This is a genomic window from Luteimonas vadosa (assembly GCF_039543545.1).
Taxonomy (GTDB): domain Bacteria; phylum Pseudomonadota; class Gammaproteobacteria; order Xanthomonadales; family Xanthomonadaceae; genus Luteimonas; species Luteimonas vadosa.
Genome location: NZ_BAABJY010000001.1, coordinates 669,460 through 693,004, shown reverse-complemented (window position 1 = coordinate 693,004; position 23,545 = coordinate 669,460). Strand labels below are relative to the sequence as shown.

The following is a 23,545-nucleotide window of genomic DNA, read 5'->3' as shown; positions in this document are numbered from 1 at the left end:
GCCACTGCCCGATCGGATGGGGCGGACCCGTCCTCCGCGTGTCGCGCGAAGGCGCTCGCCCGCAACAGCCGCAGGGGCATGACCAGCCATCCGCGACGAACGATCCGCGTCATCGCCCCACCCGCGTCCTTTCCCGGGGACCGTGCACCAACGGGCGCTGGCTCAGGGGCGGTCCGGCTCGGCATCGCGCAGTGGTTGCGGCGGTGCCACGATCACGCGCGCCTTCCACTGCCGGTCCTGCTCGCGCCAGTACTCGTCGTTCCAGCGCTTGTCGACGAAGAAGTATTCCGCCGACACGTCGCCCTGCTCGAACCGCAAGCGATCGCTGGTGGCACCCACGCGGCTGCCGGTGGCGGCGGCGAACGCGCGTCGCATCGCCCACGCCTGCCGGGGCCGGGCCACTGCATCCGCGTACTCCGCGTACAGGGCCTGGCCGGCCAGCATCGCGCGCGCCTTCTGCGCGGCATCGAGCTGCATCCACATCTTCTCGCGGACCAGCAGCAGGTCGCGGTACCCGCGCTCGGCGGCCAGGTCGCTCCACGCATAGGCCTGCGCGCGATCCACCGGGCCGCCGACGCCGTTCCACATCATCAACGACAGGGCATGCTGCGAGAACTTGTCGCCGTAGCGGGACGCGAAGCGGAAGTAGCGCCGCGCGGCCTCCGCCTGGTGCAGCTTCAACGCCCGCAAGGCCCGGTAGCGCCACATCTCGTTGGGATGCCCGGGGCTGGCCATGGCCTCGGCCCGGTCGATCTGCAGCAGCGGCAGCGCCTCGAGTTGCGGGATGAGGGTGGCGGGCGTCGCGCCCGGCTGCGCGCGGGCGCCGGAAGCGAGCAAGGCCGCCAGCAAACACGGCAGCAAGGTCTTCATCTCGGCCCGTCCTTTGCGAATCCTGGCCTGCGTCCGTTGATACCCCTGCCGGGCGCCAAGGTCAAATCGCGGCCAGGTCGAAGGAGATGCTGATGCGCTCGCCGTCCCCGGGGAACGGCAAGGTGCGATGGAACAGGTACGAAGGGAATAGCAGCAGGGTGCCCGGCGTCGGGCACGTCAGGCGTAGCGCCGTGTCCGGCACCGGCGACAGGGCCAAGGGCGGTCGACCGAACTCGATCCACCCGGCATGTGCCGGATCGTCGTCGCGGATCGAGGCGGGCAACTCCACGTAGTACGCGCCGGACAGCCAGGATTCTTCGTGGATGTGCGTGTCGATGAAACCGCGCGCGTCGGCCTGGGTCGCCCAGACATGCAGCCGGTAGCGGCGCGGGATCGCGGACAGCATGGCATCGTCGGCGTCGGGTTCGCAGGCGGCGATGTAGGCATCGATGGCTTCCCGCAGGCGCTGCTCGAACCCGACGATGGCCGGCGTGCGGTCGGCGAGCAGGTCGCCGCTGAGGTATGCATTGCGCGCCGCCAGTCCGGCCGGCTCCCAGCGTTGCCGGCTGTGGCGACGGATGTCGTCGGCGAGCGCGGCGCGGAACGCGGCGTCATCGTCGAACCCCTCCGGCGGCAGGATCCGCACCGAGCGGACGTGGCGGTGCATGCCGAGCAGGCGTTCTGCCTCGTCGTGGCGGCCGAGCACCTCCAGCGCCGCGCCCAGGTGCGCGATGGTGCGCTGGTCGCCGGGCCGCTTGCGCAGGTCGGCATCCAGCTGCGCCACCGCCGCCTCCGGCTGCCCGTCCTGCAGCAGGGCGATGCCGAGCTGGCGCGCGAGGATCGGCGACTCAACGCCCTCGGCGGAAGCCTGCTCGTAGGTCTGGATGGCGGCATCGGCCTTGCCCTGCAACAACTGCAGTTCGCCAAGGATCTCGGCGGTCTCGACGTCCGCCGGCGCGAGTTCGCGGGCCTGCCGCGCATGGTGTTCGGCCTGGCGAAGGTCGCCGGTCTTGCGCAGCAACAGTGCGGCGGTGAGATGTGCCTTGGCCATTCTTGGCGCCAGCCGCAACGCATGCGCGATCAACTGCAGGCCTTCCTGCAGCGAAGGCGCGTCGAAGCGGTTGACCAGCAACACCGCCAGCGCTTCGAGGGCATTGGCATCCGGTCGCAGCTGCAGCGCGCGGCGGGCGGCGGCGATGGCGGCGTCATGGTCCTCCAGCCGTCCCAGGGTCGCGGCGAGGTTGTTCCACGCCTCCGGCCATGCCGGCTGCAACCGGGTCGCGGCTTCGAATCCCGCCTTGGCGGCTTCGAAGCGCTGCAGCGCGTAGGCGCAGGTGCCGTAGCGGAACGCCGCCAGCGGCTCGTCGGGCATGGCGCGCATGGCCTGCTGCAAGGGTTCGAACGCGCGCCCGGCCTCGCCGGATTGCAGCAGCGCGGTCCCGAGCGCGAACACCGTCCGTGGATCACCCGGCGATAGCGCCTCGGCGCGCGCCAGTGCCTCGGCCGCGGTGGCGGCATCGTCCTGCGCCAGGCGGGCATGGCCGAGCAGCCGCCAGCCGTCGATCGAATCCGGGAACCGCGCCAGCAGTTGCGTGCATGCCGCCTCGGCCGCCGCGGCGTGGCCGCCCTGCAAGGCCTGGATGGCGCGCTGCACCTGCGCGACCAGCTCGCGCGGCGGTGCGCTCACGACAGGGCCCACCCCGTGATCGCCAGCCGATCCTGGTCGGCCCACGGCGCTACCAGCGACACCGCATGCCCGGCCGGCACCTTGAACAGCGACAGGCTGTTGTAACGCGGCAGGTAGGTCTCGACCACGCGCCCGTCGCCGTCGATGAACTGCAGCAACCCGCCCCAGTCGGCCCGCCACTCCCGGGTCAGGTTCAGCACGTAGGCGAACCGCCGCCCTTCGGTGCTGTCGATGTCGGTGTGGTAGCGCAGGAAGTGGCCGCGCCGGTAGCGCGTGGCCTGGGCGTTGACGCGGCGGATGGCGGCGTCGCCGGTCAACGCGTGCAGGAAGGCGATGTACTCCGGCGAGTTGAACACCTCGAGCACGCGGTGCAGCAGCAGGCCGGGATCGCGCCCCTCCTTGTAGGCCGGGACCATCATGTAGCTGTCGTAGGCGAAGCGGTATTCGCCGCCGCGGGCGCTGTCGGCGACGCCGCGCAGCAAGGCCGCCAACGCCTCGGGAGCCATCGCGGCATACGTGCGGTTGTCGATGGTGCGGGGCTGGTCGCCATCGCGCAGCGCGAGCGTCCACGGCACGTCCTCGGCCAGGCACTTGCGCAGCGTGTCGGCGGCGTCGGGCTGCAGGTAGTCCGCGACCTGCACGCGTCCGTCGCGCGCCAGGCGCGCGCGCACTTCGGCCGGGTCGATCGCCGCGTTGAACATCAGTAGCCCGCCGCCTGCCCGTCCTTGCGCGACTCGCTGGCGCCGACGTACCCGCCTTCCGGGTTCACCATGATCGCCTGGTAGCCGCCGTAGGGACCGTCGGCGAAGCGCACCGAATGCCCCTTGCGCATCAGGGCGCGGACGGTGCCGTAACCGTAGCCGGTCTCCAGGTCGACTTCGCCGCCGTCGTCCATCGCCACGTTCTGGCCGGCCGGTTCGGTCGAGCCGTCGTGCTGGATGCGCGGCGCGTCGCCGGCCTCCTGCAGGTTCATGCCGAAGTCCACCAGGTTGATCAGGATCTGCGCATGCCCCTGCGGCTGCATCGCGCCGCCCATGAGGCCGAACGATAGCCAGGGCTTGCCATCCTTGGTGACGAACGCCGGGATGATGGTGTGGAAAGGCCGCTTGCCGGGGGCGAAGGCATTGGGATGCCCGGGCTTGAGCACGAACTGCTCGCCACGGTCCTGCAGGATGAAACCCAGCCCCGGCGGTGCCATGCCGCTGCCCATGCCTCGGTAGTTGGACTGGATCAGGGACACCATCATCCCGTCGGCGTCGGCGGTCGCCAGGTAGATCGTGTCGCCTTCGTTGATCTCGGGGATGATCCCGGGCTCGACGGCGCGCGCCGCGCGGTCCATCGAGATCGCCTTGCCGCGTTCGCGTGCATACGCCTTGGAGACCAGCCGTTCGACCGGTGTCTTGAAGAAGTCCGGGTCGGCGTACGACGCCGCGCGGTCGGCGAAGGCGAGTTTCTTGGCCTCGACGAACAGGTGCACGTGCTCCGGGCTGCCGAAACCGTACTTCGCCAGGTCGTAGGGTTCGAGCAGGTTGAGGATCTGCAGCGCGGCGATGCCCTGCCCGTTGGGCGGCAGCTCCCACAGCGTATGGCCGCGGTAGTCGGTGCCGACCGGCTCGACCCACTCGCCGGCGTGCGCGGCCAGGTCCTCGTAGCGCAGGAAGCCGTCATTGGCCTTGAAATACGCGTCGATGGTGCGCGCGATGTCGCCCTTGTAGAACGCGTCGCGCCCCCCGCGACCGATGGCTTCCAGGGTGTTCGCGAGGTTGGGGTTGCGCCAGGTCTCGCCGCGCCTGGGCGCGCGGCCGTCGATGGTGAACTGCTCGCGGAAACCGGGCCATTTCGACAGCACCGGCACGCTGCGGTTCCAGTAGTACGCGATCACCTCGTGCACCGGGTGGCCCTGCCGCGCATACCGGATCGCGGGCGCCAGGTTCTGCGCCATGGTGCGCTTGCCGAAGCGGCCGTGCAGCGCGAACCAGCCATCGACCGCGCCGGGCACGGTCACCGGCAAGGGGCCGTGCGGCGGGATATCGGACAGCCCCCGGCGCTGGAACTCCGCCAGCGTCAGCGCCTTCGGCGATCGCCCGGAACCGTTGTAGCCGTGGAGCTTGCGCGTCTTCGGATCCCAGACGATGGCGAACAGGTCGCCACCGATGCCGTTGCCGGTGGGTTCCATGAGGCCGAGCGCGGCATTGGCGGCGATGGCGGCATCGACCGCGCTGCCGCCCGCCTGCATCACGTCCAGCGCGACCTGCGTGGCCAGCGGATGCGAGGTCGCCGCCATCGCCTGCGGCGCATAGACCTCGCTGCGGGTGGCGAAGGCTTCGCCGGTGACCCGGTCGGCGGCCAGGGCGGCCATCGCCGGCGAGAACAACGCCAGCGCCAGGACCGCGAGTGCGCGAAGCGCAGCCGGGCGTTCGGGGAAGCGGGATCGAGGATCGGCGTCGCGGACCATGGCGGTACCCGGGGAAACGGAGGTCCAACGATAACGCAGCGGCCGTGGTGCCGCGTGGTGGCACGGTTCATCCGCGCACCGGCGGGCAGGAAACTCCGAAGGCGTTGCAGCTCAGGCGAATCTCGCCAGCAACTCCGTGTCGGGGAGGGCCGATGCGAACAGGAAACCTTGCGCCAGGCGGAACCCTTGGTCGCGGAGCCAATCAGCCTGCCCGCGGGTTTCCACGCCTTCCACGACCACCACGACGCCCATGCCGGTCGCCAGCGCACGAACGGCGCTGACGATCGCCTGGTCCACCTGGTTGCCGGGGACGCCGGCGACGAAACTCCGGTCGAGCTTGAGCACGTCGATGGGAAACTGCTTCAGGTGCGCGAACGACGAGTACCCGGTGCCGAAGTCGTCGATGGCGATCGACACGCCAAGTCGGCGCAGGGATACGATCAGGGCCCTGGCTGCCTCCAGGTCGCGCATCAGCGTGGTCTCGGTGATCTCCAGGCACAGCCGGTCGGCGGCCAGGCCCGCGCGCTCGAGGCAGCCCGCCACCATGTCGGCAAGCCCGCAGGACTCGAACTGCCGGGTGGACAGGTTGACGCGCAGGCCAGGCAGGCGTCCTTCCGGGCCCGCCGGCCATGCGGCCGCTGACTGGCACGCCTGCTCTAGCACCCACTCGCCCAGCGGCACGACCAGCCCGCAGGATTCAGCGGCATCGATGAACTCGCCCGCGACGACCACCTCGCCGTCGCGCCGCCAGCGCATCAGTGCCTCGGCACCCAGCCACCGTCCACTGTCCAGGCACACCTCGGGCTGGAAATGCACCTCGAACCGACGTTCGTTGAAGGCACGCCACAAGGTGCCCTCCAGTTCCAGGCGTTGCACCAATCGCTGGTGGTGCCCGGCATCGAACACCTGGAACCGCTGCCCCCCGTCGGACAGGGCCTGCTCGCTGGCCTGTTCGGCCTGCCGCAGCAGCTTGCGGGCATCGCTGTCCCCGGGCTCGGCGAACGCAACGCCCACCGAGGCCTGGATGCGCGTCATCGACGCGGCGTCCAGCGGGTTCTGCGCCGCCTCGACGCAGCGTTCTGCCAGGTGCACGACGTCGCGCTGCGACCAGGTCGCGCCGGGCACGAACGCGAAGCCGTCGGGGCGCACGCGCGACAGCTGCACGCCGTCGTCGACCAGCGCGCGCAATCGGCTGGCGACCTGCGCATGCACGTCCTCCATCGTGTCCGACTGCCCCGGCAGCGGCGCGCCTTGCGCCAGGCCCACCTTGACGTGCACGACGGCCGGCAACTGGTCGACGGACTGGGGCACGTGCATGCGCTGGGACAGCGCCTCCAGCAGGAAGTCCCGGTTCGGCAGGTTGGTCGTGCCGTCGTGGAGCTTGAGGTGGCTGACCTCCTCCTCCGCGTTGCGGCGGCGGACGATCTCCAGCGCCATGGCCACGAAGTCGCCCATGCTGCCGGCGAACGCCTTCTGGCCCGGCGACCAGTTGCGTGGTTCGTCGAGGTGCTCGTGGCAGATCACGCCCTGCAGTTCTCCCTCGACCAGCACCGGGGCATCGAGCAGCGACTGGATCCCGTGCCGCTGGAAGTAGGCCTTCCATTCACGGCTTGTCGGCGTACTCGCCACGCCCGCGCCCACGTCGTCGTAGGTGATCACGCGCACCGAATCCAGCTGGCTGGCATAGGCCGCGTCCAGGGGCAGCGTTTCCAGTTCCTCCCTGCAGGCGTGTTCGTCCTTGCGAAGGTCGTAGGCATGGATGCAGGCCAGCCGGCAGGCGTCGCGTTCCAGGCGCCACACGTTCACGCGCCCCACCTCGAGCGTCTCCGCCGCAGTCCGGGAGATTTCCGCCAGCGCGGTGTCGAAGGTGCAATCGGGATGCCACACGGTGCGCGTCAATACACGGAGCGCGGCGGCATGTCGGGCGGCCTCGCCGGCGTCCGGGCGATCGACCTGGGATGCCAATGCGGAAGGCATGGAGCTCTCCCCTGCGGCGGCTGGCGCGCACCCTGCCCATGACCAGCCAAGGACCCATTCTAGCAGGGGCGTCGTTTACAATGCCGGCGATCCCCCCATCGTTCCGGCGTGCCCATTGGCGCGCCTTTTCGCGTCGAGCCGCCCATGACCAGTACCGCCGAACTGTCCTCGCCCGCCTCCGCCAAGCGCGGGCTGACCCAGGGCGTCCTCGACCGCGACTACACCCTCGACGACAAGTACCGGCGGACGCAGGGGCGGATCTACCTGTCCGGCGTGCAGGCACTGGTGCGGTTGCCGCTGATGCAGCGGCTGCGCGACGCGCGTGCAGGGTTGAACACCGGCGGCTTCGTCTCCGGCTACCGCGGCTCGCCGCTGGGTGGATTCGACCTGGAGCTCTGGCGGGCGAAGCAGCACCTGGCCGAGGCCGGCGTGAAGTTCACGCCGGGCCTCAACGAAGACCTCGGCGCGACCATGGTCTGGGGCACGCAGCAGACCAACCTGTTCCCCGGCGCGACGGTCGATGGCGTGTTCGGCATGTGGTACGGCAAGGGTCCGGGCGTGGACCGTTGCGGCGACGTGTTCAAGCACGCCAATGCCGCCGGCACGTCGAAGCACGGCGGCGTGCTGGCGCTGGCCGCGGACGACCACAACTGCCGCAGCTCGACCTTGCCGCACGGCAGCGAGCACGAGTTCGTCAGCGCGATGATGCCGGTGCTCAACCCGGCCGGCGTGCAGGACATCCTCGACATGGGCCTGCTGGGCTGGGCGATGTCGCGCTACACCGGGCGCTGGGTCGGCTTCAAGACCATCGCCGAAACCGTCGAGTCGTCCGCTTCGGTGCAGGTCGATCCGTTCGCGTTGCACATCGCCACGCCGGAGGACTTCGAGATGCCGCCGGGCGGCCTCAACATCCGCTGGCCGGACCCGCCGCTGGAACAGGAGATGCGCCTGCACCGTTACGCGGTCGCCGCCGCGCAGGCGTTCGCGCGCGCCAACGGTATCGACCGCATCGTGCTCGATTCCCCCAATGCCCGCCTGGGCATCGCCACCACCGGCAAGTCCTACCTCGATGTGCTGCAGGCGCTGGAATACCTGGGCCTCGACGCGGATGCCTGCGCCGGCCTCGGCATCCGCGTCTACAAGATCGGCATGACCTGGCCGCTGGAGCCGGTCGGGCTGCGCGCGTTTGCCTCGGGCCTGCAGGACATCCTGGTGGTGGAGGAGAAGCACGCCTTCATCGAGAGCCAGATGAAGGAGGCGTTCTACAACTTCCCGGGCGAGCGGCCGTCCATCAACGGCAAGCACGACGAATCCGGCGACTGGATCCTGCCCTCGACCGGCGAACTCACGCCGGCACGCATCGCGCGCGCCATCGCCGCGCGGCTGGGTCGCTTCCACCGCAGCGAGCACATCGACCGGCAGCTCGGGTTCCTCGCCGCGAAGGAAGCCGAACTGGCGCTGCCGCGCGCCAACTTCCCGCGCGTGCCGCACTACTGCAGCGGCTGCCCGCACAACACCTCGACCAAGGTGCCGGAGGGCTCCCGCGCGCTGGCAGGCATCGGCTGCCACTACATGGTCACGTGGATGGACCGCGACACCGACACCTTCACCCACATGGGCGGCGAAGGCGTGACCTGGGCCGGGCAGGCGGCGTTCACCGACACCAGGCACGTCTTCCAGAACCTGGGCGACGGCACCTACTTCCACTCCGGCTCGCTGGCGATCCGGCAGTCGGTCGCCGCCGGCGTCAACATCACCTACAAGATCCTCTACAACGACGCGGTCGCGATGACCGGCGGCCAGCCGGTCGACGGCCAGCTGTCGGTGCCGCAGATCGCCCACCAGGTGCGCAGCGAGGGCGTGCGCACGATCGTGGTGATGAGCGACGACATCGGAAAGTGGTCGGACACGTCGATCTTCCCCGAGGGCGTCGAGTTCCTCGACCGCCGCGAACTCGACACCGCTCAGAAGCGATTGCGCGAGGTCGAGGGGGTCTCGGTCCTGATCTACGACCAGGTCTGCGCGACGGAGAAGCGCCGTCGCCGCAAGCGCGGCAAGATCGCCGACCCGGCCAAGCGCGTCTTCGTCAACACCTTGGTGTGCGAGGGCTGCGGCGACTGCGGGGTCAAGAGCTTCTGCGTCTCGGTGCTGCCGAAGGAAACCGAATTCGGCCGCAAGCGCGAGATCGACCAGAGCAACTGCAACAAGGATTACTCCTGCGTCGACGGCTTCTGCCCCAGCTTCGTCACCGTGCACGGCGGCGCGCCGCGCAAGGGCAAGAAGGTGTCCGCGGAGGAGCGTCTCGCCGACCTGCCGATGCCGACCTTCGCCAGCGACCTGTCGCGACCCTGGAACATCCTGATCACCGGCGTCGGCGGCACGGGCGTGGTCACCATCGGTGCCCTGCTGGGCATGGCCGGCCACCTGGAGAGCCGCGGTTCGACCGTGCTCGACCAGACCGGCCTGGCGCAGAAGGGCGGCGCGGTCACCACCCATGTGCGCATCGCGCGCACGCCGGAGGACATCCATGCCGTGCGCATCGCCGCCGGCGAGGCGGACCTGGTGCTGGGCTGCGACATGGTGGTGGTCAACGACTACTGGGCGCTGTCGAAGCTGCGGGCCGGGCGTTCGCAGGTGGTGCTCAACACCTACGAGGCGATGCCTGGCACGTTCACCACGCGTCCGGACATGCAGTTCCCCGCGTCGGGCATCGTCAGCGCGGTGTCGCAGGCGCTGGGCGGCGCGGCGCCCATGCAGTTCGAGGCCACCGAGCTCGCCAACGCGCTCATGGGCAACGCCATCGCGGCCAACCTGATGATGCTCGGCTTCGCCTGGCAGCAGGGCCTGGTGCCGCTGAGCTTCGATGCCCTGATGCAGGCGGTGGAATTGAATGGCGCGGCCGTCGAGATGAACAAGACCGCCTTCGCCTGGGGCCGCCTGGCCGCCATCGACCCCGATGCGGTGCATGCCGCCGCGGGGCTGGTGCGCAACCCGCGCACGGCCGCCGAATCGGCACCGCAGCCCCTCGATGCCCTGCCCCCGGGCGAGTGGGAAGGCCATGAGATCGCCGGGCCGTCGGCGCCGAACCCGACGCGCAACGAGGACGAGCTGCGCCACGTGCCCGAGCATGGCGGCGACGGCGTGGCCTTCCTGCCGCTGGACGATGCCCGCCTGTCGCGATCGCTGGACGAACTCATCGCGCGCCGCGTCGCCTTCCTCACCGACTACCAGGATGCCGCCTACGCGAGGCGATATTCGGACTTCGTCGCGACCGTGCGCGCCGCCGAACAGGCGCGCGCGCCCGGCTCCACCGACCTGGCCGAGGCCGTTTCGCGCTACTTCTTCAAGCTGATGGCCTACAAGGACGAGTACGAGGTCGCGCGGCTGTACACCAGCGGCGAGTTCAAGCGCCGCCTGCAGCAGCAGTTCGACGGTGACTACAAGGTCCACTTCCACCTCGCGCCCCCACTGCTGGCCAGGAAGGACGCCGAAGGTCGCCTGGTCAAGCAGGAATTCGGGCCGTGGGTGTTCACCGTGTTCCGCGTGCTGGCGAAGCTGCGCTTCCTGCGCGGTGGCGTGCTCGACGTGTTCGGTTACACCGAGGAGCGCAGATCCGAGCGCCGATTGATTGACGAGTACCAGCGCACCGTCGGCGGACTGCTGGACGGCCTCGACGGCGGTAACGTCGACCTCGCCGCCGAGATCGCCGCCATCCCGGAACACATCCGCGGCTACGGACACGTCAAGGAAGCCCACTTGCACAAGGCGAAGGCGCGCGAAGCCGAACTGCTGGCCCAATGGAACAACCCGTTGCGGATCGTGCAGGCGGCCTGAGCCGGAAACGGTCCCGTCCGGCTTGCCGCAGGGACGGGTCGCTACCGTCGCTACATATCGCCGCGCGCAGGCGGCCCGGGCCGCCGCACCCGCTTCAAGTCGCGCGAATCGGCGGCGACGATTCGTGTCGGGCTTTCGAGGAACGTCGGCGGGATGCCCGCGGTGGCAAGCCGCACCGACCCCGGCATCGCCCCTTCCCGGCCTACCGCCTGGGCGGCGACGACGCTTCCGATCGCAATGCCTCGAGGACCTTGTTCCCGGCGCGTCCATCCGCCGGCGTCATGCCCAGCCGCTGCTGCTCCGCGGCGATGGCCCGCCGGGTCAGGCTGCCGATCAGGCCGTCGGCTTCGCCGATGTCGTGGCCGCGGGCCAGCAGCAGCGTCTGCAACTCGCGGCGCTGCCTGCGGTCCAGGCCGGGGTCGTCGGTCGGCCACGGGGTCGCGAACGGACCTTCGCCACGCAGCCGGTCCGACAGGTGCGCGATCGCCAGCGCATAGCTTTCCGCGGCGTTGTACGAATAGATGGCGTCGAAGTTGCGGAACACCACGAACGCCGGACCGGCCGCGCCGGCTGGCAGCAGCACGCCGGCCTTGGCCGTCTCCGATGCGCCGCTCCCCGCAAGCGCATTGCCATCGACACGGGTCACGCCCCGGGCAATCCAGTCGGAAAGCGCACGCTTGCTCTTGCGCCCGGCGAGCGAGGCGTCGAAGCCCGCCGGCAACTTCGCCTCGAACCCCCAGGGCTCGCCGCTACGCCAGCCCGCCCGCTTGAGGTAGTTGGCGGTCGAGGCGAGCGCGTCGGGGATGCTGCCGACCAGATCGCGGCGTCCGTCGCCGTCGAAGTCCACCGCGATGCGCTTGTAGGTGCTGGGCATGAACTGGGTGTGGCCGAACGCGCCCGCCCACGAACCGGTCAGGCCGGCGTCGCGCAGGTCGCCGGACTGCAGCAGGCCCAGGGTGGCGAACAGTTCGCCGCGAAAGAAATCCTGCCGGCGCCCGAAACAGGACAGGGTCGCCAGCGACTGCAGCAGCGGTCGCTTGCCGAAGGTCTTGCCGTAATCGCTTTCCACGCCCCAGACCGCAACGACCGTTTCCGGGTCGACGCCGTATTCGTTTCCGATCCTTTCCAGGACCTCCGCGTGCTCACGCAGCATGGCCTTTCCGTCATCGATGCGTTCCTGGTCGACCAGGGCCGCGAGGTAGTCCCAGATCGGCGTGGTGAACTCGGGCTGGGCGTCGAGCAGGGGCAAGACCGACAGGTCCGGTTCGATCGTCGCGAGGAGACTGTCGAAGGTCGGTGGGCTGACGCCGGCCTGGACGGCCTGGCCTCGCAGGCCGTCGCGGCAACGCCGGAACGACTCCGTCGCCCCTTCGGGCGGCGAGGCATCGGGAGTTGCCGGCAGCGCGGCCTGTTGCGCCAGCGACGCGACCGCGACGGGCGCGGTCGATGCGACCGCGGCGGTGCACGCCACGCCGGCCAACACGGCCACGGCCAGCGGCAACCCGCCGCCCCGGCCAGCCCGCCGCTTGAAGGCCCTTGGATCTTCCATCGTCGCTCACTCCTTCTTGTTGTCGGCCCGGTTCCCGCGCCCTTCCTCGGCCCACGCTGCCACGGGCGGCGGCCAGGTCGCGTGAGCGCGCGCACCGCGCCAGGTGGCCGTCGCCAGACCGGTGGCTCGAAAACATGCGCGGGGCTCCTTGGCCGCCGGAGCGCGATTACGGCGTTGGAGGGCGAATACGCGCCTGCGCGTCCCAGGGACTGCCCGTGCTGTTCAACTCGCTGACCTTCATCGCCTTCCTCGGGATCGTGCTGGCGGTGCACGTCTCGCCGCTGCCATGGTCGGCGAAGAAATCCAGCCTGTTGATCGCCAGCTACCTGTTCTACGCGGCCTGGAACCCGCCCTTCGTGATCCTGCTGTGGATCTCGACCCTGGTCGACTGGTGGGCCGCCGGTCGCATCGCCCGCACCGAGGCGCCCGCGCGCCGCCGCGCCTTGCTGCTCGTCTCGCTGGCGACCAACCTCGGCCTGCTGGGCTACTTCAAGTACGGCGGCTTCCTGACGCGCAATTTCGCCGAGGCGATGGCCGCGATGGGCGTGCCCTGGCAGGCGCCGGCCTGGGACATCGTGTTGCCGGTCGGCATCTCGTTCTACACGTTCCAGACCATGGCCTACACGCTCGACGTCTACCTGCGGCGGGCGCCGCCAGCCCGCTCCTTCCTCGACTTCGCGCTGTTCGTGACCTTCTTCCCGCAGCTGGTCGCCGGGCCGATCGTTCGCCCGCGCGACCTCGTCCCCCAGTTCGCGACGCCGCGCATGGCGACGGCGCGGCAGTTCGGCTGGGGCGCGATGCTGTTGGTGCTGGGGCTGTTCGAGAAGATCGTGGTCGCGGACGGCATCCTCGCCCCGGTCTCCGATGCCGCCTTCGGGGCCAGGGAACTCCTGCATCCTGGCGACGCCTGGCTAGGGACCCTGGCGTTCTCCGGCCAGATCTTCTGCGACTTCGCCGGCTACAGCACCTGCGCCATCGGCATCGCATTGATGCTGGGCTTCTCGCTGCCGGACAACTTCCGCTACCCGTACGCGGCGATCGGCTTCTCCGACTTCTGGCGGCGCTGGCACATCTCGCTGTCGACCTGGCTGCGCGACTACCTGTACGTGCCGCTGGGCGGCAACCGTCAAGGCGCCGCGCGCACCTACGCCAACCTGATGCTGACCATGCTGCTAGGCGGGTTGTGGCACGGCGCCGCGTGGACCTTCGTCGCCTGGGGTGGGCTGCACGGCGCCTACCTGGCCGCCGAGCGCTGGCTCAAGCCGCGCGTGGGCCATCTGGCGCTGTGGCGAACCTTGCCCGGGAAGCTCCTGCTGGCGCTGCTGACCTATTTCCTCGTCAATATCACCTGGGTGTTCTTCCGCGCCACCGATTTCCCCACCGCGTGGCGGATGTTGCGCGGGATGCTGCTGCTGGACACCGGAGGCGCCCCGATCCTCGGCACCTATGCGCTGGCCAGTGCGAGCGCCGCGGTCGCGACCATCCTCGCCGTGCACTGGCACATGCGCCACCGTGCGCTGCACGCGGAGGTCTCTCGTTGGCCGGTCGCCGCCACGGGCACGTTGTGGGGACTGATGCTGTTCGCCATCGCGATCACGCAGGGAGGGAGCGATGCCTTCATCTACTTCCAGTTCTGAGCGGCCCTCGAACGCGGGCGAACTACCGGCCTACGAGGTGCCCCTGGACGATCCGCCGGTGCGCGCCTTGCCGTCGCGCGCGCTGGGCTGGCCCTGGCTCGTCGCGCTGCTGCTCTTCGCCGTCGCGCTGTCGGGATGGGAGCTGTACTGGCGCGACTACGGTGTCGCGCCCTCGTATCGCAACAGCGACGGCGCGTGGGCGATCCAACGGCGCCGCATCGACCAGGGCGAGGGCGACGCGACGGTGATCATCGGATCCTCGCGCGTGCTGTTCGACATCCAGCTCCCGGTCTGGGAACGACTCGACGGCGAGCGCCCGATCCAGCTGGCGCTCGAAGGCACCTCGCCGCTGTTCCTGCTCGAGGACCTGGCCGACGACACAGATTTCACCGGGCGACTGGTGGTCGGCGTGACGCCCCTGTTGTTCTTCGCGGATTTCTCCCGGCGCCACGCCGTGCTGCCCTACTACCGCAACGAGAGCCCGGCGCAGCGCGCGGGGCAGCGCCTGTCGATGTGGCTGCTGGAACCCTGGCTGGCGTACTACGACCCGGATTTCGCCCTGTTCACCGTCCTGGAACGCCAGCCATGGCCGGCGCGCCCGGGCGTGCCGAACGAGGTCGCCGTCCGCAGGCTCTCGGTGGCCGATGCCGATCGCGCCACGCGCATGTGGGACAAGGTCGAACGCGATCCGGCCTACCGCGCACTGGCGCGCGACATCTGGTCCCGCCTGCTGCAGCGCCCGCCGCCCCCGCCCGCCGCCGCCCACGCGCTTCGCGACAAGCAGATCGCGCGGGCCGTGGCCGCCGTCGGCAAGCTGCGCGCGCGCGGCGTGCCGGTGGTGTTCGTGCGCGCACCCAGCGCTGGCCAGTGGCTCGAGATGGAACGCAAGGCGTTCCCGCGCGCCGCGACCTGGGAACGCCTGTTGGCCGCCACCGGTGCGCCGGGCATCCACTTCGAGGACCACCCGCAGCTGCAGGGTTACGAGCTGCCGGAATGGTCCCACCTCTCGGCGAGCGAAGCCGAACGCTTCACCGAGGCGCTGTTGCCGCTGGTCGAAGAGGCCTCGACCCGGCCCGCGCCAGCCGCGCCACCGGAATCGTGAGTCACGGCCGCGACTGCATCGCGTTCACGCCGGCGACGGCACGCTGGCCCGGCATGCATGACGGGACACCGCGATGACCGCGCTCTACCTCTGGATCAACGCCTTGATGTACGCCGTGTTCGGCGTGTGGTGCGCGCTGCGCCTGGAGCCGACGGCGCAGAACCTGGGTTATACGATGCTGTCGAACAGCGGCCGCTCGGAATACCTCACGGTTTATGGTGGTCTGCAGTGGGGCCTGGCGCTGGTCTTCGCATGGCTTGCGTTCAAGCCGGAGCTGCATCGCACCGGCGTGCTGGTGGCGATCGCCCTGTACGCGCCGATCGTGCTCCATCGCACGATCAGCCTGGTGCGCTTCGGGCCGGTGGAGTCGCTGACGAAGGTCATCGCCGGCCTGGAAGTCCTGATGCTGCTCGCAGCCATCGCGCTGTGGTTCCTGGACCGGGCACGGTCCACTGCCTGAGGCCGCGGCGATGGATGTGCTCACCCAGGACCTGGGCATCCTGCTGCGCGTCGCCGCGGCGATGCTGTTCGGCGGGGTGGTCGGCTTCGAGCGCGAACTCGGCCGCCATACCGCGGGCCTGCGCACCCACATGATGATCGCCGGCGCCGCCGCGCTGATCGTCAGCCTGGGCGACATCGTGGCCCAGGACTTCGCTCGCGAACCCTACCGCGAGCTGCTGCGCGTGGATCCCCTGCGCCTGATCGAGGCCGTGGTCGCGGCGGTGGGCTTCGTCGGTGCCGGCGCGATCCTGCGTGCGGGCGGACGCGACCGCGTCCGTGGCCTCACCACCGCCAGTTCCCTGCTGATGGCCGCCGCGATCGGCATTGCCGCAGGGCTTGGAAACTACCTGCTGGCCTTCGGCGCCTCCCTGCTGGGCGTCACGGTGCTCGCGGTGCTGCGGCGGCTGGAACGCAAGCTCGATACCCGCGACTGACCGCGACAGCGGCCCGGGGCAAGCATGACCGGTGGGTACGGCGAGCGGCGGGCAAGCCCGTGCCGGTCCGGCCTAGCCCCTCCGCCACACCAGGCACCGGTTGTTGGCAGGCATCGCCACGTCGTCGACCAGGCGAAGCCCGACGCCCTGCGCGAGCGCGTCGACGGCCTCGAAGTCGCGAATGCCCGATGACGGGTCGCGTGCACGCAACCAGGCATCGAAGTCGCGGTTGCTCTGGCTGGTGTGCGCGCCGCCATAGTTGAACGGACCATAGACCACCACCGTCGCATCGGCGGCGAGCAGCGCATCGAGCGCAGCGAAGAAGGCTTCCACCAGCGGCCAGGCGACGATGTGCAAGGTGTTCGCGCTGAAACCCGCATCGAAGCCCTCGCCGGGGGTTGCACCCGCCAGCAATGGAGGGTTCCCGGCGGGCGTCGAGGCGTTCGCGGGCCAGTCGTTCCGCGACAGGTCCAGCGCCACCGGTGCCGGCGTGTTCGCCAGGCCCGCGTCGTCGAGCCACGTCGCGATCCCCGGCAGCTGCGCGGCGACATCGGTGCACTGCCACGCCAGCCACGGCATCGCCGCTGCGAAGTACACGGCATGCTGGCCGGTGCCGCTGCCGATCTCCAGCACCTGGCGACGATTGGCGAAGTGCTCGCGCAGCACGGCCAGGATCGGCTCGCGATTGCGTTCGCAGGCGGGGGCGAAGGGTTTCTCGGTCATGGTCGATGCCGGCTCATGCCGTCGGCGGCAACGCGTCCGCCGGCAACGTCGATGGCGCCTGCGGCGGGCGACGGAACCGGTAGAGCACCGCGCCGACCAGCAGCGCGATGGCCGCGGCGACGAGGTTCTGCCACGTCGCCGACGCCAGCAGTCCCAGCGACATCGCCAGCGCCAGCAAGGGGATCAGCGGCCCGCCCGGTAGCCGGAACGCGGTCGCCTGGTCGCGATGGCGCCGCGCGAACACCAGCACCGCCGACGCGGTGCCCATGTAGGAGAACAGGCGCGCGACCACCGACAGCAAGGCCAGCTGCACGAACGAGCCCGACAGCGCCAGCGCCACCGCGATCCCGCCCTGCACCAGCACCGCCGCCGCGGGCGTCCTCCAGCGCGGATGCACCCGCGCGAACAGCTGCGGCCCGAAGCCGTCCACCGAAAGCGCATACAGGTAGCGCGGCCCGAACAGCATGGTGTTGCTGTTGGTGCCCAGGATCGACACCACCGCGCCCACCGTGAGCAGCAGCGCCGCCGCCGGCCCGGCGAAGGCGCCGGCGGCCTCCGCCAGTGGCGAAGCCGATTGCGCCAGCCCCGGCAAGGTGCCCTGCGCGACCACCTGCACCGCCGCATAGGTCAGCGACACCAGTACGATCATGGTGACCAGCGCGAACGGCACGTCGCGTCTCGGATTGCGGTACTCGCCCGCCGCCGCCGGCGTGTTCTCGAACCCGGCGTAGGCGAACAGCAGCAGCAAGGCGCCCTCGCCGAGGTTGTCCATCGGCGGCGCTTCCACCGCCAGGCCGCGCGACCAGTCGACGAAGAACACGCCCACCACCACGAAGAACAGCAGCGGCAACAGCTTCGCGACCACCAGCACCACCGCGGTGCGCGCCGCGGCCCGCACGCCGATGAGGTTGATCCAGGTCAGCAGCGCCAGCGAACCGACCACCACCAGGTGGTTGCCCCAGCCTTCGGCCGCCGGCGGCCACAGGTAGGCCACCGCCTGTGCGAGCCCCTTGCTCAGCGAGGCCGCCACCGTCACCCGGGTCAGCCAGGTCATCCAGCCGATCTCGAAACCCACGAACGGACCGAACGCCTCGCGCGCGTACAGGTAGCTGCCCCCGGGTTGGTCGAAATAGCTCGCCGCCTGCGCGTAGCACAGCACCAGCAGGCCGACCGCCGCGCCGGCGAGCAGGATCGCCCAGACGCCGCCGCCGCCGAGCAGGGCCGCCACCGCCGCCGGCAAGAGGTAGATGCCGCTGCCGACGACGTCGTTGATCGACAGACCCACGATCTGCCAGCGCGACACCGCGCGCCGCAGGGTGGGCGTGGCGGCAGCAGGCTCGGAATCGGTCATCGCGCACCCGGATCGGTTGACGGCTTGCGACGATCCTACCTCGCCGGCCCGCCGGCCCCGCAGGCCCGTCCCGGTCCTGACACGGCGTCGACATCGGCGACGGCAGGCTGCGGCGATACCCCAGGAGGCCGCCACCATGCTCGACCGTTCCCCGCGCCATCACCGGGCATCGCCCTGGTTCGGTGCGATGCTGCTGTTCGCCCTGGGCGCCTGCGCGCCGATCGCCCCGCCCACCGAGGACCCGCCCATGACCAGCTGCAATGCCGATGCCGCCCGCGTGGTGATCGGCCGCACCGCCAGCGAGGATGTCGTCGAACAGGCCCGCCGCGCCGCCGGCGCCCGGGTCGCCCGCACCCTCAAGCCCGGGCAGGTGGTGACCATGGAGTACCACCCCAGCCGGCTCAACATCGATGTCGACGATGACAACGTGGTGGTCAACGTGCGTTGCGGCTGAACGGATCCGCGCGTGAACCCCCGTTAGCGAAAAAACGACGCGAAAGCTACATCCAGGCCGGGATACTCGCCCGGCAGCTGGCGAGCGCAAGGAGGAACGACATGCAGCGCACCATCGGTTCGGTCCCGGTCACCATCGCCGTGCTGGCCATCGCCCTGGCGGCCTGCAGCAAGGCCGAAGACGCCTATGCACCCGTCGAGCAAACGGAGGCGCAGCGCGAGCAGTCCGAAATGCCGCCACCCCCCATTCCCGAGCCAGAGCTGGAACCGCCGCCGGTCGATGCGACGCTGCCCGACAATCCGGCGCTTCCCCCGGATCCGGTCGCCCCGCCGGAGGACCCGACGCAGCAACCCCCACGATCACCCGAGGAGCCGCCGGAACACCCGACGGACCCGGTCCCGTTGCCGACTTTCTGATCTCTCTCTCCAGAGCTGAAGTCGATTCCCGACTCCCGCGCGCCTTCCCGGTTTCGCGGGAGTATTTTTTCCTGGCTCCCGACTAACGCCGCGCGCGCTTCCGAGCAGTCGACCCGGCACGCCGGGCACGCTTGAGGAAGCGCAGCGCGGCCTGTTCCCATTGCCGCTGGCCGCGGGCATCGCGCGCGCAGCGCGCCAGGGAGCCGTCGCGCCATCCTTCGAAGACGACCGGGTCGATGTAGGCCTTGCGGCAGACCGAGGCCGTGTTGCCCAACTCCGAGGCCACCTGCCGGACCACTTCGTTCTCCACCGCCGCGAACGCGCGCGCCGAGGGTTCCTCCCCTGGCTTCCCGTCCGGCAACGGCGTCCGGCCGAAGCAGCGGATGGCGTGCAGGGTGCCGCCCCAGGTGCGGAAATCCTTCGCGGTGAAGTCCTCGCCCATGACGCCGCGCAGGTAGTCGTTGACCATGCCTGAATCGACCGGCTGCAGCGTGCCGTCGTCGTCGCGGTACTGGAACAGCGTCTGTCCAGGCAGTTGCTGGCAGCCCCGCACAAGCCGCGCCAGGCGCTTGTCGTCGATCGCGATGTCGTGGTCCTGTCCGCCCTTGCCACGGAACGCCAGGCGCACCCGGCCCCCCGACGCGAACCTGGCATGGCGGTCGCGCAGCGTCGTGAGCCCGTACGACTTGTTGCTGCGGGCGTAGTCCCCGTTGCCGACGCGCACCAGGGTCTCGGCCATGATCGCCACGACGATCGCCAGCACCTTGTCGCGTGGATGGCCCTTGAGTGCCAGGTCCGTACGCAATCGCCGCCGCAGTTTCGGCAGCGCCTCGCCGAACGCGACCACGCGGTCGAACTTGCCGTCGCCGCGCACCGTCGCCCACTGGGGATGGTAGCGATACTGCTTCCGCCCACGCGCATCGCGCCCGGTCGCCTGGAGGTGGCCACGAGGATCGCGGCAGACCCACACGTCCTGGTACGCCGGCGGAATCGCCAGCGAGCGGATGCGCGCCAGCTCGTCGCGGTCGCGTATCGGCGTCCCGTCCGGCGCGCGGTAACTGAAACCCTTGCCGCGCCGGCGTCGCGTGATGCCGGGCAGGGTGTCGCTGACGTAACGCAGGCCAGCGCTCTTCGCCGTCCGCCGCGCGGCATCGGCATCGACATCGGCGGACGGCTTCGGCATCGGCGGGGCTCCGTGGTCGGGCACGCGGAACGCGCGCCTGGCGGCGAACGTCGACGGAATGGGGCAAGTCGAGATCGACAGCGGCAAGGCGGGCTTCCTGCCCGCCATGCCGCGTGCCGACACCTCCCTGTGGATGCGCTTTGCGCCTGCGCACTGCGCCAATCCAGCGGCGCGATCGTCCTTGCCGCCGCAAGCTATCGCGCGCGGCGTGAGCCGTGGGTCAATTCCACGCGCAATTGCCGCAATTCGTGACGCGCTGCGTGAACGATTCAGCCTGCATGGCGATCAGGACTTCGACACGGCCTTCGCGATGTCGGCAGGCGCTTCGATGTCGTCCCGCGCATGGCGCCACGCCAGCAACAGTCCGACGCCCAGCAACGCGGCGGCGATGTACCACGGCGCGCCCGGCAGGTGCACCCCGGCATCGTCCCCGATGAAGTGGGCGAAGCTGCCGGCGAACACGGCCGGCCCCAGGATGCCGGCGAGGCTGACCAGGCTCATCAAGGCGCCCTGGATGCGGCCCTGCACGTCCGGCCCCACCGCGCGGGTGATCAGCGCCTGCGTCGCTGGTGCCGCCAACGCCCACAGCGCGCTGACCGGCAAGCCCAGCAGGAACACCCAACCGACATCAGCCAGGCCGTACACCATGAACCCCATCGCGCCGCATCCCAGTCCGAGCAGCAGCGTGCGGCGCTCGCCCAGCCGCGCGACGAGACGGCCCACCAGTCCCGCGTTCACCACCACGCTCAGCACGCCCACCGCGGCGAGCACCCAGCTCACTTCGCGCGGACCCCACGCGTACTGGTAGTCCGCGAACAGCACGAACACGCTCGGGTACACGTAGTGCGCGAGGTTGGCGATGAACACCACCGCCGCCAGGCCGAACACCTGCGGATAGCGCTTGAGCAGCAGCAGCGCACCGAACGGATTGGCATGCGACCAGTCGAAGCGCGTCGATCGCCGTTCCGGCGGCAACGACTCGGGCAGCACGAACCAGCCGTAGCAGAAGTTGGCCAGGGCCAGGCCGGCCGCGAACCAGAACGGCAGGCGGAGGTCGATGGCGCCCAGCCAACCGCCCGCCAACGGCCCGGCGATGAAGCCGATGCCGAAGGCCGCGCCCAGCATGCCGTAGCTCTTCGCGCGCTCCCCCGGCGGCACCACGTCGGCGACGTAGGCATTGGCCGTGGTGAAGCTGGCCGAGGCGACGCCCGAGACGATCCGTCCGACCAGCAGCCAGGGCAAGCTCTGCGCCAGCGCCATCAGCATGAAGTCCACGCCCAGCCCGAGGCACGACAGCAGGATCACCGGCCGCCGCCCGAAGCGGTCGGACAAGGTGCCCTGGATGGGGGCGCTGACGAACTGGATGGCGGCGAAGGTGGTGCCGAACACGAATACCCAGAACGCCGCGTCCGCGGTGTCGCCGCCGACGAAACCCTTGATCAGGTGCGGCAGCACGGGAATGATCAACCCGAACGCCAGCACGTCGACCAGCACCACCACGAAGATGAAGGCGAGCGCGGCGCGGCGCGCGGGCGGGGAGGCTGGCGTCACGTCGGCGGCCGGCGGCGGGAGGGCGCGCAGTCTAGCGCGGTCGCGCGCCCGTTCCAGCACCATGGGCCATCGCCGCGTGAGCCCCGGTCGCCACCGGTCATGCGTCCTCGGGTTGGCTCGCCTTGTCCTCGCGGAAGTTGCGGGGCAGCCGGTTGTGCACGGCCGTGGCCGCGACCGCGGCATGGCCCACGGCCACGCTGATCTGGTTCAGCGCGCTGACGATGTCGCCGATGGCGTAGAGGCCGTCGACGCTGGTCTGCAGGTGCTCGTCGACGACCAGTTCCTCGTTGTCGTCGACTTCGGCGCCCAGGCCGATGGCGAGGCCGGACTGCGCGTTTCCCCCGAGCACGGGGTAGACCGTGTCGAAGGTGCGCTCGTCGCCGTCGGCGAAGCGCATCCGGCACCCCTCGCCGGCCAGGTAGTCGATCGACTCCGGCACGGGCAGCACCGCGACGCGCGCATCGTGCGCCAGCCGCGCGCACTCGGCCGATGGCTCGCCGGCTTCCGACCGTACCGCCAGCACCTCGCGCGAGAAGGTACGCAGGAACAGGGCATGGCGGATCGCCTCGTCGACCGGCGCGTACACGGCGATGCGCTCGTCGCAGGCCTCGTACCCGTCGCAGACCGCGCACAACCGGATCGCCCCGTTCTCGATGGCTTGCTCGAGGCGCGCCATCTTCGGCACGCAATCGACGATGCCGGTCGCCAGCAGCACGTACCGGGCCGCCCAGCGGCCGCCCTGCTCGCCCACGGCGTGGAAGGCATCGCCATCGCGCTCGAGGCCCGACACCCGGTCACCCACGATCTCGGTGCCGTAGGCCCGGGCCTGTTCCCGCAACTTGTCGAGCAAGGCGTCGCCGGTCACCCCGGACGGGAACCCGGGGCAGTTGTGGCTGGTCGGGATCCAGCGCGCGCGGCTGTTGCCGGCATCGACCACGGCGATCCGGCGCTTGAACCGCGACAGGTAGGTGGCGGCGGTGAGTCCGGCCGGGCCGGCGCCGATCACCAGCGCGTCGAGGATGGGATCTTCTTCGGTCATGCGGCCTCCGTTGGCCTGGTCGAGCCGGTTCGACTCATGCCGACGCCGGATCGGGGTGGTCGAAGCGGCAACCGGCGTCCCACTTGTCGCGCTGGTTGCCATGCGCCGGGAAGCCGCCGGCGTCCTTGAGCAGGCGCGCCAGGTGCATCAGGTTCCAGGCCATGAAGGTGGTGTTGCGCTGGGTGAAGTCGTTGTCGTATCCGGCGCCGTCGTCGCCGTAGGACTTGCCGGGTCCTGCCTCGCCGATCCAGCCGGCGTCGGCCTGCGGCGGGATCGCGTACCCCAGGTGCTGCATCGCGTACTGCAGGGTCATCGCGCAGTGCTTGATCCCGTCCTCGTTCCCGGTCACCAGGCAACCGCCGACGCGGCCGTAGTAGAGGTACTGGCCCTGGTCGTTGAGCTTGCCCGACTCGGCGTACAGGCGCTCGATCACCCGCCGGCACACCGAGCTCTCCTCGCCGAGCCAAATCGGCGTGCACAGCACCAGGATGTCGGCCGACAGGACCTTTTCGCGCAACCCGGGCCAATCGTCGCGTTCGAACCCGTGTTCGGTCATGTCCGGCTGCACGCCGGGCGCGAGCTCCAGGTCGACGGCGCGGACGATGTCGACCTCCACCTTGTTGGCCCGCATCACTTCGGCGGCCACGTGGATCAGGCGCTGGGTATGCGACGGCTCGCCGCCGCTGCGCTTGAGCGTGCAATTGATGAACAGCGCGCGCAGGTCGTCGTAGGTCGCGGGCGGCTTGGGATCCTTGGTCGTCATGGTCTCGTGTTCCCGGGGT

19 protein-coding genes are annotated in these 23,545 nt (G+C 70.2%); 7 read left to right on the top strand and 12 right to left on the bottom strand.

The annotated features are described in order from the left end of the window. Positions 1 to 162: 162 nt before the first annotated feature. The 5 genes from ABD970_RS03170 to ABD970_RS03150 all read right to left on the bottom strand — a co-directional run bounded on the left by ABD970_RS03170 (position 163) and on the right by ABD970_RS03150 (position 6,989). Positions 163 to 870 (bottom strand): SEL1-like repeat protein, encoded by a 708-nt coding sequence (locus tag ABD970_RS03170; protein WP_345294041.1) that lies wholly within the window; start codon positions 868 to 870, stop codon positions 163 to 165. 61 nt (positions 871 to 931) lie between these two features. Continuing rightward, entirely contained in the window at positions 932 to 2,557 is a 1,626-nt protein-coding gene (locus tag ABD970_RS03165; protein WP_345294040.1) for a putative 2OG-Fe(II) oxygenase, read from the bottom strand. After that, positions 2,554 to 3,258 carry a 2OG-Fe(II) oxygenase gene (locus ABD970_RS03160; protein ID WP_345294039.1) on the bottom strand — a complete coding sequence of 235 codons (705 nt, stop codon included), beginning with the start codon at positions 3,256 to 3,258 and terminating at the stop codon, positions 2,554 to 2,556. Before ABD970_RS03160 ends, ABD970_RS03165 begins: the two co-directional genes overlap by 4 nt. Next, positions 3,258 to 5,012: a gamma-glutamyltransferase gene (ggt, locus tag ABD970_RS03155; RefSeq protein WP_345294038.1), complete on the bottom strand. Its 1,755-nt coding sequence runs from the start codon at positions 5,010 to 5,012 to the stop codon at positions 3,258 to 3,260. Before ggt ends, ABD970_RS03160 begins: the two co-directional genes overlap by 1 nt. Before the next feature lie 111 nt (positions 5,013 to 5,123). Next, a complete protein-coding gene (locus ABD970_RS03150; protein WP_345294037.1) occupies positions 5,124 to 6,989 on the bottom strand; it encodes a putative bifunctional diguanylate cyclase/phosphodiesterase in 1,866 nt (621 codons plus the stop codon). Positions 6,990 to 7,133: 144 nt separating this feature from the next. On the opposite strand from ABD970_RS03150, the gene ABD970_RS03145 reads away from it, so the two are divergent. Then, positions 7,134 to 10,823, top strand: a complete 3,690-nt coding sequence (locus ABD970_RS03145) for an indolepyruvate ferredoxin oxidoreductase family protein (protein WP_345294036.1) — start codon at positions 7,134 to 7,136, stop codon at positions 10,821 to 10,823. A gap of 202 nt (positions 10,824 to 11,025) precedes the next feature. Here ABD970_RS03145 and ABD970_RS03140 read toward each other — a convergent pair whose 3' ends face one another. Beyond that, positions 11,026 to 12,372: a lytic murein transglycosylase gene (locus ABD970_RS03140; RefSeq protein ID WP_345294035.1), complete on the bottom strand. Its 1,347-nt coding sequence runs from the start codon at positions 12,370 to 12,372 to the stop codon at positions 11,026 to 11,028. 134 nt (positions 12,373 to 12,506) lie between these two features. Between ABD970_RS03140 and ABD970_RS03135 the strand changes: the two genes are divergently transcribed. The 4 genes from ABD970_RS03135 (at position 12,507) to ABD970_RS03120 (ending at position 16,046) form a co-directional block, all read left to right on the top strand. After that, positions 12,507 to 14,009 (top strand): MBOAT family O-acyltransferase, encoded by a 1,503-nt coding sequence (locus ABD970_RS03135; protein ID WP_345294034.1) that lies wholly within the window; start codon positions 12,507 to 12,509, stop codon positions 14,007 to 14,009. Beyond that, a complete protein-coding gene (locus ABD970_RS03130) occupies positions 13,984 to 15,111 on the top strand; it encodes a hypothetical protein (protein WP_345294033.1) in 1,128 nt (375 codons plus the stop codon). Before ABD970_RS03135 ends, ABD970_RS03130 begins: the two co-directional genes overlap by 26 nt. A 73-nt stretch (positions 15,112 to 15,184) precedes the next feature. Then, positions 15,185 to 15,571 (top strand): DUF4345 family protein, encoded by a 387-nt coding sequence (locus ABD970_RS03125; protein WP_345294032.1) that lies wholly within the window; start codon positions 15,185 to 15,187, stop codon positions 15,569 to 15,571. A 10-nt stretch (positions 15,572 to 15,581) separates the two neighbouring features. Next, positions 15,582 to 16,046, top strand: coding sequence for an MgtC/SapB family protein (locus tag ABD970_RS03120; protein WP_345294031.1), 465 nt, complete (start codon positions 15,582 to 15,584; stop codon positions 16,044 to 16,046). Between the two features lie 72 nt (positions 16,047 to 16,118). On the opposite strand, the gene ABD970_RS03115 is transcribed toward ABD970_RS03120, so the two are convergent. Both ABD970_RS03115 and ABD970_RS03110 read right to left on the bottom strand, forming a co-directional pair. Continuing rightward, positions 16,119 to 16,769 (bottom strand): DUF938 domain-containing protein, encoded by a 651-nt coding sequence (locus ABD970_RS03115; protein WP_345294030.1) that lies wholly within the window; start codon positions 16,767 to 16,769, stop codon positions 16,119 to 16,121. Between the two features lie 13 nt (positions 16,770 to 16,782). Continuing rightward, a complete protein-coding gene (locus tag ABD970_RS03110; protein WP_345294029.1) occupies positions 16,783 to 18,120 on the bottom strand; it encodes an APC family permease in 1,338 nt (445 codons plus the stop codon). 136 nt (positions 18,121 to 18,256) lie between these two features. Between ABD970_RS03110 and ABD970_RS03105 the strand changes: the two genes are divergently transcribed. Beyond that, entirely contained in the window at positions 18,257 to 18,574 is a 318-nt protein-coding gene (locus tag ABD970_RS03105; protein ID WP_345294028.1) for an I78 family peptidase inhibitor, read from the top strand. 101 nt (positions 18,575 to 18,675) lie between these two features. After that, entirely contained in the window at positions 18,676 to 18,990 is a 315-nt protein-coding gene (locus ABD970_RS03100) for a hypothetical protein (RefSeq protein ID WP_345294027.1), read from the top strand. 82 nt (positions 18,991 to 19,072) lie between these two features. Here the strand turns inward: ABD970_RS03100 and ABD970_RS03095 are convergent, their stop codons facing one another. The 4 genes from ABD970_RS03095 to ABD970_RS03080 all read right to left on the bottom strand — a co-directional run bounded on the left by ABD970_RS03095 (position 19,073) and on the right by ABD970_RS03080 (position 23,526). Continuing rightward, positions 19,073 to 20,173 carry a DNA topoisomerase IB gene (locus ABD970_RS03095; RefSeq protein WP_345294026.1) on the bottom strand — a complete coding sequence of 367 codons (1,101 nt, stop codon included), beginning with the start codon at positions 20,171 to 20,173 and terminating at the stop codon, positions 19,073 to 19,075. 285 nt (positions 20,174 to 20,458) lie between these two features. Next, positions 20,459 to 21,787 carry a TCR/Tet family MFS transporter gene (locus tag ABD970_RS03090; protein WP_345294025.1) on the bottom strand — a complete coding sequence of 443 codons (1,329 nt, stop codon included), beginning with the start codon at positions 21,785 to 21,787 and terminating at the stop codon, positions 20,459 to 20,461. A gap of 34 nt (positions 21,788 to 21,821) precedes the next feature. Further along, positions 21,822 to 22,763, bottom strand: a complete 942-nt coding sequence (locus tag ABD970_RS03085; protein WP_345294024.1) for an NAD(P)/FAD-dependent oxidoreductase — start codon at positions 22,761 to 22,763, stop codon at positions 21,822 to 21,824. A gap of 34 nt (positions 22,764 to 22,797) precedes the next feature. Further along, on the bottom strand, positions 22,798 to 23,526 hold the full coding sequence (locus tag ABD970_RS03080; RefSeq protein ID WP_345294023.1) for a flavodoxin family protein: 729 nt from the start codon (positions 23,524 to 23,526) through the stop codon (positions 22,798 to 22,800). Positions 23,527 to 23,545: the final 19 nt, after the last annotated feature.

What these genes read in the sequence shown, in the direction of transcription:
- ABD970_RS03170 (WP_345294041.1), bottom strand. Translation starts at nt 870, where the DNA reads ATGAAGACCTTGCTGCCGTGTTTGCTGGCGGCCTTGCTCGCTTCCGGC.
- ABD970_RS03160 (WP_345294039.1), bottom strand. Translation starts at nt 3,258, where the DNA reads ATGTTCAACGCGGCGATCGACCCGGCCGAAGTGCGCGCGCGCCTGGCG.
- ggt (WP_345294038.1), bottom strand. Translation starts at nt 5,012, where the DNA reads ATGGTCCGCGACGCCGATCCTCGATCCCGCTTCCCCGAACGCCCGGCT.
- ABD970_RS03150 (WP_345294037.1), bottom strand. Translation starts at nt 6,989, where the DNA reads ATGCCTTCCGCATTGGCATCCCAGGTCGATCGCCCGGACGCCGGCGAG.
- ABD970_RS03145 (WP_345294036.1), top strand. Translation starts at nt 7,134, where the DNA reads ATGACCAGTACCGCCGAACTGTCCTCGCCCGCCTCCGCCAAGCGCGGG.
- ABD970_RS03140 (WP_345294035.1), bottom strand. Translation starts at nt 12,372, where the DNA reads ATGGAAGATCCAAGGGCCTTCAAGCGGCGGGCTGGCCGGGGCGGCGGG.
- ABD970_RS03135 (WP_345294034.1), top strand. Translation starts at nt 12,507, where the DNA reads ATGCGCGGGGCTCCTTGGCCGCCGGAGCGCGATTACGGCGTTGGAGGG.
- ABD970_RS03130 (WP_345294033.1), top strand. Translation starts at nt 13,984, where the DNA reads ATGCCTTCATCTACTTCCAGTTCTGAGCGGCCCTCGAACGCGGGCGAA.
- ABD970_RS03125 (WP_345294032.1), top strand. Translation starts at nt 15,185, where the DNA reads ATGACCGCGCTCTACCTCTGGATCAACGCCTTGATGTACGCCGTGTTC.
- ABD970_RS03120 (WP_345294031.1), top strand. Translation starts at nt 15,582, where the DNA reads ATGGATGTGCTCACCCAGGACCTGGGCATCCTGCTGCGCGTCGCCGCG.
- ABD970_RS03115 (WP_345294030.1), bottom strand. Translation starts at nt 16,769, where the DNA reads ATGACCGAGAAACCCTTCGCCCCCGCCTGCGAACGCAATCGCGAGCCG.
- ABD970_RS03110 (WP_345294029.1), bottom strand. Translation starts at nt 18,120, where the DNA reads ATGACCGATTCCGAGCCTGCTGCCGCCACGCCCACCCTGCGGCGCGCG.
- ABD970_RS03105 (WP_345294028.1), top strand. Translation starts at nt 18,257, where the DNA reads ATGCTCGACCGTTCCCCGCGCCATCACCGGGCATCGCCCTGGTTCGGT.
- ABD970_RS03100 (WP_345294027.1), top strand. Translation starts at nt 18,676, where the DNA reads ATGCAGCGCACCATCGGTTCGGTCCCGGTCACCATCGCCGTGCTGGCC.
- ABD970_RS03095 (WP_345294026.1), bottom strand. Translation starts at nt 20,173, where the DNA reads ATGCCGAAGCCGTCCGCCGATGTCGATGCCGATGCCGCGCGGCGGACG.
- ABD970_RS03090 (WP_345294025.1), bottom strand. Translation starts at nt 21,787, where the DNA reads ATGGTGCTGGAACGGGCGCGCGACCGCGCTAGACTGCGCGCCCTCCCG.
- ABD970_RS03085 (WP_345294024.1), bottom strand. Translation starts at nt 22,763, where the DNA reads ATGACCGAAGAAGATCCCATCCTCGACGCGCTGGTGATCGGCGCCGGC.
- ABD970_RS03080 (WP_345294023.1), bottom strand. Translation starts at nt 23,526, where the DNA reads ATGACGACCAAGGATCCCAAGCCGCCCGCGACCTACGACGACCTGCGC.